Source organism: Flavobacterium acetivorans, assembly GCF_020911885.1.
Classification (GTDB): domain Bacteria; phylum Bacteroidota; class Bacteroidia; order Flavobacteriales; family Flavobacteriaceae; genus Flavobacterium; species Flavobacterium acetivorans.
The window spans coordinates 827,259-840,817 of sequence record NZ_CP087132.1; the positions used below are offsets into that span (position 1 = coordinate 827,259).

Here is a 13,559-nt window from a genome sequence, read left to right on the forward strand (position 1 = left end):
TGGCATCGACATTTATTTTTCATCGTTAAATAAATTCAACCTCTTCACCCAGCTTGTTTTTCTTTCTAATAAAAAGAGATCCAAGAATAGTAAAACAAATCCAAATCCTAAAAACCATTGAAACTGCGATTGAAAATCGGCCATTTGCGTAGCTTCAAACTCTGTTTTTTGGATTTTATCCAAAGTGTTTTTTACATATTCTAAAACTTCTTTGGTATTACTTCCGTTTACATAACCTCCTTTTGTTGCTTTGGCAATCGCTTCCATACTGGCTTGATTTAATTTTGTCACAACCACTTCACCATTATTATCTCTTTGATAACTTTCAACGATTCCATTTCTTTTCAAAGGAATAGTTCCTCCTTTTTCGGTACCAACACCTATGGTTATGATTCGCATTCCTTGTGCATTGGCTTCTTCTGCTGCTGCTTGAGCACCTTCAGAATGATCTTCACCATCTGAAATTAAAATCAATAATTTGCTGGTTTTACTTTTGTCATCAAAATAAGTCGCCGATAATTTTATAGCTTCATCCAGTGATGTTCCTTGAGAAGAAACCATTCCGGTATTCATGCTTTGCAGGAACATTTTGGCCACACTATAATCCGTTGTTATAGGCAACACAGGGAATGCACTTCCCGCATAAGCCACAATTCCTATCCTATCATTGCCAAGCTGGTTGATGATTTGCGAAACAATTTGTTTGCTTTTTTCCAATCGGCTCGGGGCAATATCCTCGGCAAGCATACTCTTGGAAACATCCATCGCAAAAACGATATCGATTCCCTCGCGCTTTACCGTTTCCATTTTGGTTCCAATTTTAGGATTTACCAATCCCAAAATTAAACCCGCCATAGCCAAAAGAATTATAACCAATTTGAAAACAGGCTTAAAAGCAGAACGCTCTGGACTTAATTTTTTTATTAAATCCAAATCCCCAAATTCACGTTGCTTTTTTCTTTTCCAATACAAATTGAACAAGAACAAAAGCACCATCAATGGCAATATTAAAAGCAGGTATAAATATTTTTTTTCGTCTAATTCCATTTTCCTTTTAGTCTCCGTTTTCAGTCTTGCTCCCTGTATCGACAGAAAACTATTTTAATTAAATAAAACTTCTATAAACCGTATTTCTCAAACCTATTTCGGCCAACAACAAAAATCCGGCTAGCCAAACAAAAGCCCTGTACTTCTCATCATAATCGTAGAATTTTAATTCTTCAATTTCTGTGGTTTCCAGTTTGTTTATTTCTCCATAAATCGCTGCCAGCTTACTGTTACTTGTGGCTCTAAAATATTTACCATCGGTTTTTTTAGCGATGCTTTTCATCAATTGCTCGTCAATTTCCACTTTCATCATTTGAAACATCAATTCCCCATTTGGAGCTATAGCATATGGAGATAGGGCCATCCCATTTGTTCCTAGTCCTATGGTGTATACTTTTATCCCATATTGCTTGGCAATATCCGAAGCGGTTTCTGGCTCAATAAAACCGGCATTATTCACACCATCCGTCAAAAGAATAATAACCTTGCTCTTGGCTTTACTGTCTTTCAAACGGTTCACGGCAGTGGCTAATCCCATTCCAATTCCTGTTCCGTCCTGCAAAACATTATCGTATTTTATGCTTTTAATGGCTTCCTGAATAACCGCTTTATCGCTGGTTACCGGAGTTTTGGTATAGGCTTCAGAAGCATAAACCACTAGTCCTATTCTATCGTTTGGTCTTTCTTCCACAAAATCAGCCGCGACTCTTTTCAGCGCTTCCATTCGGTTTGGCTTCAAATCTTTGGCAAGCATACTTCCGGAAACATCCACCGCCATGACGATATCAATTCCTTTGGTCGTTTTTGTTTTATTGCTAATGTCAACCGTTCTGGGTCTCGCCATGGCTACAATCAAGGAGCTTAAGGCTAATAATCTAAAAACGCTTAAAAAAGGCTTCATCCTTGCTAAAAAAGAAGTCGATCCCTTGAATCCTTCTATCGAACTCATTTTTAGAGTTGCTGATTGATGGTTTCTTTTATAAACCAGCCAAATAATGGCAAGTGGAATCAAAAGAAACAACCAAAAAAACTCCGGATTTAAAAAAGTTATTTTCCCCATTATTTACTCAGTTGTTTTAATTCTACAGAGTTTAAAACTCGTTCAGAAATTTCATTTGCATAGGTATCACCTTCCTTGTGAAGGATCATAATTTGCTGCAATCCTCCATCTTGTCCAAACAACAAAATTTCATAATACATTTTTTCGCTACTCTTGCTGTCTTTATTCATTTGAGAAAAAGTTCCGTATGCTTTTTGACCGCTAATTCCTTCTCCGGTATCAAAATCTTCTTGTTTCACAATCATGTTTTGCGCTCCCTGTGCTTCTAAAGTTTGAATTGTAACATCGATTGACTTCTTCAAATCGACAGCTACTTCCTGCTTGTATTTCATCGTAGAAACCATCAGATAGAAATTATCCGTAAAACTACCATAGGCAAAAGATTGCATTTCTTTGACCAAAGCCAAGCCTTCTTTTGGTAGTGATTTTGTCAAATCAATTCTTTTAAGCACTTTAGGCGTCTCAATCTTAACCCCTGGATTTCCATAGGTACTTTGTACCCATTCGCCTTCTAGCAATTCTTTGGTTGGATGACCTATGATGTTGTCTTTCACAAAATCAAATCCTTTTGTTGCAATAAAAAATAGTGTGGTTCCAATTAGTAAAAAAAGAACGGCTGCCACCGAAACGGCAATGCGCCTGTTTCTCTTTTTCTTCAACTGAATTTGAATTTGTTTTTGTCTTTGGGCTTCATTGAGTAATGTATCTTCTTCCAATGCAACTTCCACAGGAATAGAACTATCCAAGGTTAAAATGGCTTTTTGAATTTTATTTCGATCCTCGGTAATTTCATAATCCAAAGGTTTGGATTTGGCAAATTTCACTAAATCGGCTTGTTTTAAAACGCGTTCTAAGTTTTCAATAGTTTCTTGTGAAACCGTCATTTTCTTTTTGACAGAAGCGGCTCTAAGACCAACTATCAATTCAGAAGTAGTGCTTTCCATAGCCGGAATTTCGATGGCTTCCTCAATATAATTTCGAGCAATATCAGTCAATTCGCTATAATAAGCTTTCACCTCGCCTTTTTGCCAAAGTTCCTTTTGTTCCAGTGTGTTCAATAAACTTGTCGCTTTTTCTATAGGCGTTTTATAAACCTCTTCTTCTATTTTTTTCTTTTGTTGTTTTTTGACCAACCAATACACCAATGCGCCAATACCCAGAATTAATGCCAGAATCAAAAGGTATTTCCACCAAACAGACATCGGGCTCTTTACGGGAACAATATCCTTAATATCATACATTTTCTGTTTTAAAGTATCCACTTGTACATTGGCCACTTCTACCAAAAGAGAATCCGTCATGTAAGGCTTACTATTGATGAATATCTTTATGCTCGGGATAACATATTTTCCAGAATCAAACTGCGTTAATCCATATTTTTTGATTAATTCATAGCGGTCATTATTCTTTACTGTATCAATTGGATAGGACTGAATCACTTCAAGAGCACCGATGTTTTTTAGATTCGGAAAATCCACTTTAGACAAAGTATCTACCGTGGTTTTTAAAGTCAATTTAAATTCAGCACCAATCTTGTTTTTTGTGGTATCGATACTTGTAATCACCCTTTTTTGTTGGGCAAAAACAGCTGTGGAAAGAAATAATAATAGTAAGAATAAGTGTTTTTTCATGTATAATGTTTCCATTTTTTGATTTTCGATTGAAGCAAATGATTTTTGATTGAAGATTAACGATTTTTGATTTCAGAACTGAGCTGCAATTGTAATCAAACATCGTTCATTCTATACATTTAATTCAATTTTTCCTAATCAGAACCTGCCTTTGATGTTTTAATACTTGAAACAAAAATCGATATTAATTCATTTGCTTCTTTTTTTACTATTATTAGTTTTTCAATATCTGATGTTAAATTTGCTTTTTCAATAATTTTCAAGCATACAAATGATTCTCTTAATTCTTTAAGACAGATACCCATTTTATGGATAAAATCTTTCTTGCTTTCAGCACTTTGAGCTTCTCCATAATTTAAAGCTGGCGAGGTTCCAGAACGAATTATTTGACTCGCCAAATGATTTCCCGCATAATTTTTCTCAAAATTATTAGCCACATTAATAATTAAAGCTGCAAAATCTATCAATCTATCTTCTAAAACCTGCTTGTTCATGCTTTTATATTTATGATCGTTAATCTTTTCATTTATCACAACCACATCTGCAATCAAAAATCGTTAATCATCATTCTTCAATCATTATCTCGATTTAAAATAGCCTAATAATTTAGTGACATAGCTTTCATCAACTCTGGTGTTGACAATCCCGGAACCTGATTTTCTAAAAGTTTCTTTAAAATAATTCACCTTATGGTGATAGTATTTTTCATAATTCAATCGAACTGTTTTAGAGCTGGTATCAATCAGTTGGGTTTCACCGGTCTCGGCATCAAGCATGGAAACCATTCCTATATTTGGCATTTTTTCCTCTCGAATGTCATATACTCGAATTCCGGTAAGGTCATGTTTTTTTGATGCTATTTTTAAAGTATGCTCATAATCTTCTGCCATGAAATCAGAAATCATAAACACGATGGCTTTCTTTTTCTGAGTGCTCGACAAAAATTTTAAGGCTTGAGCGACATCTGTTTTATGACTTTTTGGTTCGAATTCTATCAATTCACGAATGATGCGCAATACGTGCGATCTTCCTTTTTTGGGCGGAATGTATAATTCTATTTGATCAGAAAATAATATCAACCCAATTTTATCGTTGTTTTGTGTAGCCGAGAAAGCCATCGTAGCGGCAATTTCGGTTACGATGTCTTTTTTAAACTGGTTTTTGGAACCAAAGCTTTCAGAACCTGAAATATCAACCATCAGCATCATCGTCAATTCGCGTTCCTCTTCAAAAACTTTTACGTGGGCTTCGTTATAACGTGCCGTTACGTTCCAATCGATAGCGCGAATATCATCACCATATTGGTATTGTCTCACTTCGCTAAAAGTCATTCCACGTCCTTTGAATGAGGTATGGTATTCCCCCGAAAAGATGTGATCGCTCAATCTTCGGGTTTTAATTTCTATTTTCCGTACTTTTTTTAATAGCTCTTTTGTATCCATAAGTTCAGTGGTCAGTGTTTAGTGGTCAATAATCAGTTACTGCTAACTGAATACTGATGACTGCAAACTAAATTAAGGTACTTCTACTTCGTTTATAATCTTATTGATGATATCAACAGAGGTAATATTTTCAGCTTCTGCCTCATAGGTAACCCCTATTCTGTGACGTAATACATCATGAACAACGGCACGAACATCCTCTGGAATCACATAACCGCGACGTTTGATAAATGCATAACATTTAGCGGCATTAGCCAAGTTGATACTTCCACGAGGTGAAGCTCCAAAACTGATTAATGGCTTTAAATCGGCCAATTTATATTTTTCAGGGTAACGGGTGGCGAAAATAATATCTAGAATGTATTTCTCTATTTTTTCATCCATATACACTTCACGAACCGCCTCTTGCGCACGTAAAATTTGCTCTACAGAAACCACTTGATTCACTTTCTCATAGCTTCCTTTTAGATTTTGACGAATTACCATTCGCTCTTCATCCATTTTTGGATAATCAATAACCGTTTTTAACATGAAACGATCGACTTGAGCTTCAGGAAGTTGATATGTTCCTTCTTGTTCAATTGGATTTTGGGTTGCCAAAACTAAGAAAGGTCTGTCGAGCTTGAAAGTAGTATCACCAATGGTCACTTGTTTTTCCTGCATCGCTTCCAATAACGCCGATTGCACTTTGGCCGGCGCACGGTTAATCTCATCGGCAAGGACGAAATTAGCGAAAATTGGTCCTTTTTTTATCGAGAACTCATTTTGTTTTATGTTATAAATCATGGTACCCACAACATCGGCAGGCAATAAATCAGGTGTAAATTGTATTCTGCTAAACGAACCGTGAACAGCCTGTGAAAGTGTATTTATCGCTAGAGTTTTTGCTAAACCGGGAACCCCTTCCAATAATATATGCCCTTGGCCTAAAAGTCCAATCAACAAACGCTCTACCATGTGTTTTTGGCCCACAATCACCTTGTTCATTTCCATACTAAGGAGATCTATAAAAGCACTCTCTCTTTCAATTTTTTCATTGATTGCTCTAATGTCTATAGTCGCAGTATTTTCTTCCATATTATTATTTTTAAACCCTTGAATTGTATCTCTTTCTTTTGGTAGTGCAAATTGAATTTTTTTTTAGAAGGAAGATGTTAAAAAATGGTTAAAACTTCAATTTACATCCTAATTTTAAGGATGAATTATGATTCAATTTTTATATTTTTAAGAACTTTGAAAAATATACTTCAAAACAGAGAATTTACATTTTTTAATAAAAAACAAAACCCATGAGTAAAACAACATTATCGCCTATTATTGCTGGCACCATGAATTGGGGAGTTTGGGATAAAAACCTCACTCCAAAGGAGATGGAAAATATAATTCATGTATGTTTAGAAAATAAAATAACCACCTTTGACCATGCTGACATTTACGGTTCCTATACCACCGAGGCTGATTTTGGAAAAGCCTTTTCTTCAAGCAAAGTTGCCAGAGAAAAGATACAACTGATTTCGAAATGCGGTATCCAAATGCTGGCGGAAAATAGAAACAATACAATTAAGCATTATGATTATTCTAAATCGCACATTATTGCCTCAGTAGAGCAGTCTTTAAAAAATTTACAGACAGATTACCTGGACGCTTTCTTGCTACACAGACCGAGTCCATTGATGCAAGTAGACGAAATCGCCGAAGCAGTAGAAAAGCTAAAAACAGATGGAAAAATCATCGATTTTGGGCTTTCTAATTTCACTTCATCACAAACAGAATTAATTCGCCAAAAAATAGAAGTTAGCTACAATCAAGTGCAATTTTCGGCCACTAATTTTGAGCCTATGATTGACGGCAGTTTTGATTATATGCAAATCCACAACATCCGTCCGATGTCTTGGAATCCTTTGGGATTTGTTTTCAGAGAAGATATCCCACAAACCCATCGTTTGAAAAAATTATTAGGAACCTTAGTTTCAAAATACAGTCTGGGTGCCGATACCATTTTATTGGCTTGGATTTTAAAACATCCCGCAAAAGTGATTCCAATTGCCGGAACCGTAAACGTGGCAAGAATACAATCTTTAATGAAAGCGGTCGAATTAGATTTAGAAAAAGAAGATTGGTTTGCCATTTGGGCCGAAAGCAGAGGAGAAGACGTGCCATAAAAGAATGGTGAAATTTAGGATACAAAAAATTAGACGTATAAAACCATGAGTAAAACAGTCCTTATAACTGGTGCCACCAGCGGAATTGGTAAAGCAACAGCACAACTATTAGCCCGAAATAACTATAAAATCATTCTTTGCGGAAGACGAGAAGACCGCTTGATTGAACTCGAAAGAGAACTTTCTAAGCATACTGAAACCCATACTTTACTATTTGATGTGCGGGACAAAAAATCTGTTTTTGAAAGTATTGCTTCTTTACCCGATGCCTTTTCTAATATTGATATTCTTATCAATAATGCTGGAAATGCCCACGGTTTAGATCCAATTCAAAACGGGGATTTAGACGACTGGGATGCCATGATTGACATTAATGTAAAAGGACTTTTGTACGTTTCTAAGGCCATCATTCCGCAAATGATCGAAAAAAAATCAGGCCATATTATCAACATTGGCTCCACGGCTGCCAAAGAAGTGTATCCAAATGGAAATGTTTATTGCGCCACAAAACATGCCGTTGATGCCATTAATCAAGGAATGCGAATGGATTTGAATGCTTTTGGAATAAAAGTTGGCGCGATTCATCCCGGAATGGTTGCTACTGAATTCAGCGAAGTGCGTTTTAAAGGAGATTCGGAACGAGCAGCAAATGTTTACAAAGGCTTTGATCCTTTGCAAGCAGAAGACATTGCTGATATCATTCATTTTGTGATTTCAAGACCTTACCATGTCAATATTGCCGATTTGATAGTGATGCCTACGGCTCAAGCTTCATCAACTCTCGTCAAAAGAGATTAATTTCTTTAAAATCCTAAAATAAAAAAACAGCTAAATAACAGCTGTTTTTTTATTTTAGGGTTAATTCTAATCCTGATTTTATGGTATTGAATCTAAGGATACATCTCCAATGTTGGTCATTTTTCCATTCTCTACTACTATCCCCGGAATTATTTTAATTGCTTTTCCTGAAGCTATGTCTGGAGTTAGTGTCACAGTGTAAGTCCCCGCAGGAATCCCATTAAGCTGAAACACTCCTAAATCATTAGCATAGGCAGAAACTACCGTATCTCCTACCTGAACGGATGCCAATACCTGATAACCTGTCAAAACAGGATTAATAGTGCCTTTAATAACTCCTGAAGTTGCGGCAGTAGAAACTCTGATAACCGGATGCAAATTAAAATTACCCGAATTACCTGCTTGAACAACAATGGAACTATGAACATCAAAGTCTAATAAAAAATCATATGAAGCCCCCGCAAGTAGTGTTTGGTTGATTTGTAACTTTAATCCGGATTGTTGTGCACTTGGTGTCTTTAGAGAATAAGTTACACCATCTTTTACAACAGTATTGTTCTCACCTAAAAGCAATCGTACCTGTCCTAAAAACCCAGAAGGAACTAAATTATCAGCTAATAATACATTTACCCCACCTGTTAAATCCAACAAATTATAGGTCATAGGAGTGACATTCCCTATACTTACCCAACCTTTGCTGTCGTCATTATCTGCAGACGATTTGATCAAAACGTCTCGTACGTCAATATTTACTTCATCATAATCTCCTGGAGCATCTGTCATTCGAATTGAAACTCTTGAAGTTTGCGTCGAATCATCACTTGAGTTACATCCTATAAGTGACAAAAACATAAATGTTATTACACTAAAACTTAATGCGTAAAATTTAATCTTTTTCATATCTTTCCTTTTATTTAAATTTGGTTACATTTATTAACGCTTAAATTTACAAATTAGTATTCTTTTAATAGATTTTCTAAGCCGTTTTAACATATGATCAACAAACGCCTACTGGTAAAAAACTTGCTCGCACACAACGATGAAAACAGTTTTTATGACAAAAAAAGACAATTGAATTTACACACTCGAGAAGGAAAAGCAAAATTCCTAAAACACATCTGTGCTTTATCCAATTCTAATCCATCTAATAATTCTTATATCGTAGTAGGTGTCGAAGATCAAGACAATGAAATTGTAGGAGATGATTTTTTTGACGATAGCCGAATTCAGAACCTCGTGAATGCCTATCTGGAAAATCCGCCTAAAATTCAATATGAAAACATTCCATTCCCCAATCTTTCAAAAGATAAGGTAGTGGGTTTAGTAACTATAAAACCTAAAAAGAAAACTTCTTTTTTTAAAAAAGGAATTCATACAATACCCGCTAACAGCATTTTTATCAGACGAGGAAGCAATACAACACCTACTGAAGATACGGTTGAAAAAAATTATCAAAATGTAGAAGCCGTCCTAAGTATTGAAAACATTTCTAGAAACAATATCAAATATACTTTGGATGGTGTATTTGATTTTATGAATTTCCGCCACAAAGACATGGCACCAAAATACAAGGTTTTTAAAGAATTATTTGTCATTTGCTGGGCAGGAATACCAAAAAAGGTAAGAGACAAAACCTATCTTTCCAGAGTAGATATTGAATTAATCAATGAGCAAATCAAACTGTTTTATTCGGCACAGGATGTAGTTACCATTAGTTGCGATGAGGATTCATTTACAATTACGGAATACCTTCCTTTGGGTTTAAATGATCGAACAAGTTATTATCCATTAGAAGAAAAAACAATATATTTTTATGAAAATGGCTATTATAAAATTGAAAATAAAATGCTTTTTCAACCGCCAGAATTCAATAGAAAAATGCTTTACCACGTATTCAACGCCAATATTTCACTATTAGCTAAACTCCAAAAAGGGTTTTCTTTAACTGAAAGAGAATGTAAAGATTTAGAGAATTTGCCCTCGACATTTATGATTTGTTACCTCAACGGTTTTGAAGAAGCCAAAGACAAATTGATTGATGCCAAACCTTTTTTAAAACTCTATCCGCAAATCTATCTATCCTTTAAAGAAGCCATGCGGGTCCTGAGAAAAATGAAGTATGATGTGCCTTAAATTCAAAATTTTACTAATAGACATAATTTATCCTTTCAATCCTAAGCGAGATATCTTAACTATTTATGCTGATTGAATTAACTGCAACATTCTAGGCAAATAAAATGTCATTGATCAAATTGCAAACTATATGAACCAACAGTAGTGTAAAAGCAATAATTGCATTCATTTTTAAAGCTTTAATTTTTTTATAAATATAATTCTATTTTGCTTTACAAGCAATCACTAAATTTAATGATATTTCATGCTGTAAAAAACCTATAGAAAAACGCTATCTTCCTAAGTCTTTTACGTAATTTTATGAAATATTATAGAGAACACAATAAATGAGAACATTAGTAATAGGTGACATTCATGGCGGCTTGCGAGCTTTGCATCAAATTATGGAAAGAGCCAAAGTAACCTCAAAAGACCGTTTAATTTTTTTGGGGGATTATGTAGATGGCTGGAGCCAATCACCCCAGGTAATCGATTTTTTGATCCAGTTAAGAACAACTAACGACTGCGTTTTCATCAGAGGTAACCATGATGATTTATTGCTCCATTGGCTAAAAGACAACAAAGACAATCTCTTATGGCACAAACATGGTGGCGAATCTACTGTTACAGCCTATGAATCGGTAAATGACGAAAGACGCCAAAGACATATTGAATTCTTACAATCTTTAGAAGATTACCATCTTGACGATAAAATGCGCTTGTTCATTCATGCCGGATTTACCAATATGAATGGAGTAGCTTATGAATACTTTCCTGAATCCTTTTATTGGGACAGAACATTATGGGAAACTGCTTTAGCGCTAGACAAAAGCATAAAACCTTCGGATGTATTATATCCAAAAAGACTTACCTTATACAATGAAATCTACATAGGACATACGCCAGTTTCTCGCATCGGAAAAACCGTTCCTGTACAAATGGCTTGCGTGTGGAATGTTGACACTGGTGCTGCTTTCAAAGGACCGCTTACTATTATGGATGTTAATACCAAAGAATTTTGGCAAAGCGAACCTTTAAACACGCTCTATTTTGACGAAAAAGGAAGGAATTAACTTAATTAAACTATTTTTGCACCAAATTCTAAATATTTAAGAAATGAAAAAAATTATCACAATATCGTTATTATTATTCGTTGGATTCCTGAATGCTCAAGCCTTTAAAGGTAAAGGAGACGCAAAATTCAATCTTGGCGCAAATATTCAAAACGGAGGAACAGGGATTGGAGTTTCTTCTGATTTTGGAATCGGAGAGAACATGTCCTATGGTTTTGCCACTTCCTATCTGCTTTCTGTCGATACAGATGCTCTAGGTAACAAGCCTGAGTTTGGAGATCGATTTGACCTAAAATTACGATTCAATGCGAATATGGGAAATGTTTTTCAACTTGATGAAAAAATGGATATTTATCCAGGACTTGATTTAGGCCTAAGAAATTTTGGCGCCCATCTAGGATTCCGTTATTTCTTCACGGAAGGTTTTGGTGTTTTTACCGAAGCTGGAGTCCCAATTGCCAGTTATAAAACTAATCCTATCGGTTTTGACAAATTAAACAACCAGTTTGTATTTAATATTGGAGCTTCATTCAATTTATAATCAGGATTAAAATCTCTATGTTATTAAAAAAGGCAATTTGAAATCAATCAAATTGCCTTTTTTAGTAGGACTAAATTCTATTACAGATCGAATTTAATGCCTTGTGCCAATGGCAAACTCGTCGTGTAATTGATGGTGTTGGTTTGTCTTCTCATGTAGATTTTCCAAGCATCAGATCCTGACTCGCGTCCACCACCTGTTTCTTTTTCTCCACCAAAAGCACCACCGATTTCAGCGCCAGAAGTTCCTATGTTTACATTGGCAATTCCACAGTCAGAACCTACAACTGATAAAAAGTGTTCTGCCTCTCTTAAATTGTTAGTCATAATGGCTGATGAAAGTCCTTGAGCAACTCCGTTTTGAACATCGATTGCATTTTCTACAGTACCAGAATATTTCAATAAATACAATACCGGTGCAAAAGTTTCATGTTGCACGATTTCAAATGAATTATCAGCTTCGGCAATAGCTGGCTTAACATAACAACCACTTTCATATCCTTCGCCAGAAAGTACACCACCCTCAACAAGAATTTTACCGCCTTCTTCTACAACCTTAGTCAAAGCATTGTTATACATTTCAACAGCATGAGTATCGATTAGCGGTCCAACGTGGTTTTTCTCGTCTAATGGATTTCCAATACGCAATTGACCATAAGCCGAAACTATGGCATCTTTTACTTTATCATAAATACTTTCGTGAATGATTAAACGACGTGTCGAAGTACATCTTTGTCCCGCAGTTCCTACAGCTCCAAAAACAGCACCAATAACAGTCATTTTTATATCGGCATCTGGAGTTACAATAATCGCATTGTTTCCTCCTAGTTCTAACAATGACTTCCCTAAACGTCCTGCCACGGTTTGTGCCACAATTTTACCCATACGAGTAGATCCTGTTGCAGAAATTAATGGAATTCGTTTGTCAGCAGTCATTAATTCTCCTATTTTATAATCTCCGTTAATCAAACAAGAAATTCCTTCTGGAAGGTTATTTTCTTTTATCACTTCGGCGATTATATTTTGACAGGCAATACCACAAAGAGGTGTTTTTTCAGATGGTTTCCAAACGCAAACATCTCCACAAATCCAAGCCAAGGCAGTATTCCAAGACCAAACCGCTACCGGAAAGTTGAAAGCAGAAATAATTCCAACAATTCCCAATGGATGGTATTGCTCATACATTCTATGTCCCGGACGCTCTGAATGCATGGTTAATCCGTGCAATTGACGGGAAAGACCCACTGCAAAATCACAAATATCAATCATTTCCTGCACTTCACCGTAACCTTCTTGCAATGATTTCCCCATTTCGTAAGAAACCAATTTACCTAAAGCTTCTTTTTTCTCTCGCAATTTTTCTCCAAATTGACGCACGATTTCACCACGTTGTGGAGCCGGCATCAATCTGAAAGTTTTAAAAGCGGCGGTAGCAGCCTGCATGACTTTTTCGTAATCTTCCGGAGTTGAAGTTTTTACGGATGCAATCAATTTACCATCCACAGGCGAATAACTTTCAAGAATCGCTCCATTTGCAAAGTGATTCAAACCTGTTGAAGTTCCTTCATTTATGTCTTTAATGCCCAATTGTGCAAAAGCCTCTTTCATTCCAAATTGATCTGCTATTGTTATCATTGTAACTTTTTTATTAAAAATTGTTATATTTTTTTAGGTAAAGATATTATTAAATCCTG

Annotated in this window: 13 protein-coding genes; 5 read left to right on the plus strand and 8 right to left on the minus strand. The window is 35.6% G+C overall.

Going from position 1 to position 13,559, the window contains the following annotated elements; genetic code table 11:
* Positions 1 to 12: 12 nt before the first annotated feature.
* From LNP19_RS03705 to LNP19_RS03730, 6 genes are all read right to left on the minus strand, one after another.
* On the minus strand, positions 13 to 1,047 hold the full coding sequence (locus tag LNP19_RS03705) for a VWA domain-containing protein (protein ID WP_230063469.1): 1,035 nt from the start codon (positions 1,045 to 1,047) through the stop codon (positions 13 to 15).
* Positions 1,048 to 1,105: 58 nt separating this feature from the next.
* Positions 1,106 to 2,107: a vWA domain-containing protein gene (locus LNP19_RS03710; RefSeq protein ID WP_230063470.1), complete on the minus strand. Its 1,002-nt coding sequence runs from the start codon at positions 2,105 to 2,107 to the stop codon at positions 1,106 to 1,108.
* The gene (locus tag LNP19_RS03715; protein WP_230064209.1) at positions 2,107 to 3,738 is read right to left on the minus strand and encodes a hypothetical protein; all 1,632 of its coding nucleotides are present in this window, start codon (positions 3,736 to 3,738) and stop codon (positions 2,107 to 2,109) included. The genes LNP19_RS03710 and LNP19_RS03715 overlap by 1 nt, the downstream gene beginning before the upstream one ends.
* Positions 3,739 to 3,872: 134 nt before the next feature.
* Positions 3,873 to 4,232: a four helix bundle protein gene (locus LNP19_RS03720; RefSeq protein ID WP_230063471.1), complete on the minus strand. Its 360-nt coding sequence runs from the start codon at positions 4,230 to 4,232 to the stop codon at positions 3,873 to 3,875.
* Positions 4,233 to 4,316: 84 nt separating this feature from the next.
* Positions 4,317 to 5,180: a DUF58 domain-containing protein gene (locus LNP19_RS03725; protein ID WP_230063472.1), complete on the minus strand. Its 864-nt coding sequence runs from the start codon at positions 5,178 to 5,180 to the stop codon at positions 4,317 to 4,319.
* A 72-nt stretch (positions 5,181 to 5,252) separates the two neighbouring features.
* Complete coding sequence (locus LNP19_RS03730) at positions 5,253 to 6,257, minus strand: AAA family ATPase (protein ID WP_230063473.1); 1,005 nt, start codon at positions 6,255 to 6,257, stop codon at positions 5,253 to 5,255.
* A 212-nt stretch (positions 6,258 to 6,469) separates the two neighbouring features.
* Here LNP19_RS03730 and LNP19_RS03735 point away from each other — a divergent pair, with 212 nt between their 5' ends.
* A complete protein-coding gene (locus LNP19_RS03735; protein ID WP_230063474.1) occupies positions 6,470 to 7,342 on the plus strand; it encodes an aldo/keto reductase in 873 nt (290 codons plus the stop codon).
* A gap of 45 nt (positions 7,343 to 7,387) precedes the next feature.
* Positions 7,388 to 8,140 carry an SDR family NAD(P)-dependent oxidoreductase gene (locus LNP19_RS03740; protein ID WP_230063475.1) on the plus strand — a complete coding sequence of 251 codons (753 nt, stop codon included), beginning with the start codon at positions 7,388 to 7,390 and terminating at the stop codon, positions 8,138 to 8,140.
* Positions 8,141 to 8,218: 78 nt separating this feature from the next.
* On the opposite strand, the gene LNP19_RS03745 is transcribed toward LNP19_RS03740, so the two are convergent.
* Positions 8,219 to 9,040 carry a DUF4382 domain-containing protein gene (locus tag LNP19_RS03745; RefSeq protein ID WP_230063476.1) on the minus strand — a complete coding sequence of 274 codons (822 nt, stop codon included), beginning with the start codon at positions 9,038 to 9,040 and terminating at the stop codon, positions 8,219 to 8,221.
* A gap of 93 nt (positions 9,041 to 9,133) precedes the next feature.
* On the opposite strand from LNP19_RS03745, the gene LNP19_RS03750 reads away from it, so the two are divergent.
* The 3 genes from LNP19_RS03750 to LNP19_RS03760 all read left to right on the plus strand — a co-directional run bounded on the left by LNP19_RS03750 (position 9,134) and on the right by LNP19_RS03760 (position 11,866).
* Positions 9,134 to 10,273 carry an ATP-binding protein gene (locus LNP19_RS03750; RefSeq protein WP_230063477.1) on the plus strand — a complete coding sequence of 380 codons (1,140 nt, stop codon included), beginning with the start codon at positions 9,134 to 9,136 and terminating at the stop codon, positions 10,271 to 10,273.
* Positions 10,274 to 10,599: 326 nt separating this feature from the next.
* On the plus strand, positions 10,600 to 11,325 hold the full coding sequence (locus LNP19_RS03755) for a metallophosphoesterase (protein WP_230063478.1): 726 nt from the start codon (positions 10,600 to 10,602) through the stop codon (positions 11,323 to 11,325).
* 43 nt (positions 11,326 to 11,368) lie between these two features.
* Positions 11,369 to 11,866, plus strand: a complete 498-nt coding sequence (locus LNP19_RS03760; RefSeq protein WP_230063479.1) for a DUF6646 family protein — start codon at positions 11,369 to 11,371, stop codon at positions 11,864 to 11,866.
* 80 nt (positions 11,867 to 11,946) lie between these two features.
* On the opposite strand, the gene amaB is transcribed toward LNP19_RS03760, so the two are convergent.
* Positions 11,947 to 13,500, minus strand: a complete 1,554-nt coding sequence (gene amaB, locus LNP19_RS03765; RefSeq protein ID WP_230063480.1) for an L-piperidine-6-carboxylate dehydrogenase — start codon at positions 13,498 to 13,500, stop codon at positions 11,947 to 11,949.
* Positions 13,501 to 13,559 lie beyond the last annotated feature (59 nt).

Coding starts and splice junctions, on each gene's coding strand:
- LNP19_RS03705 (WP_230063469.1), bottom strand. CDS start 1,047: ATGGAATTAGACGAAAAAAAATATTTATACCTGCTTTTAATATTGCCA.
- LNP19_RS03710 (WP_230063470.1), bottom strand. CDS start 2,107: ATGGGGAAAATAACTTTTTTAAATCCGGAGTTTTTTTGGTTGTTTCTT.
- LNP19_RS03715 (WP_230064209.1), bottom strand. CDS start 3,738: ATGAAAAAACACTTATTCTTACTATTATTATTTCTTTCCACAGCTGTT.
- LNP19_RS03720 (WP_230063471.1), bottom strand. CDS start 4,232: ATGAACAAGCAGGTTTTAGAAGATAGATTGATAGATTTTGCAGCTTTA.
- LNP19_RS03725 (WP_230063472.1), bottom strand. CDS start 5,180: ATGGATACAAAAGAGCTATTAAAAAAAGTACGGAAAATAGAAATTAAA.
- LNP19_RS03730 (WP_230063473.1), bottom strand. CDS start 6,257: ATGGAAGAAAATACTGCGACTATAGACATTAGAGCAATCAATGAAAAA.
- LNP19_RS03735 (WP_230063474.1), top strand. CDS start 6,470: ATGAGTAAAACAACATTATCGCCTATTATTGCTGGCACCATGAATTGG.
- LNP19_RS03740 (WP_230063475.1), top strand. CDS start 7,388: ATGAGTAAAACAGTCCTTATAACTGGTGCCACCAGCGGAATTGGTAAA.
- LNP19_RS03745 (WP_230063476.1), bottom strand. CDS start 9,040: ATGAAAAAGATTAAATTTTACGCATTAAGTTTTAGTGTAATAACATTT.
- LNP19_RS03750 (WP_230063477.1), top strand. CDS start 9,134: ATGATCAACAAACGCCTACTGGTAAAAAACTTGCTCGCACACAACGAT.
- LNP19_RS03755 (WP_230063478.1), top strand. CDS start 10,600: ATGAGAACATTAGTAATAGGTGACATTCATGGCGGCTTGCGAGCTTTG.
- LNP19_RS03760 (WP_230063479.1), top strand. CDS start 11,369: ATGAAAAAAATTATCACAATATCGTTATTATTATTCGTTGGATTCCTG.
- amaB (WP_230063480.1), bottom strand. CDS start 13,500: ATGATAACAATAGCAGATCAATTTGGAATGAAAGAGGCTTTTGCACAA.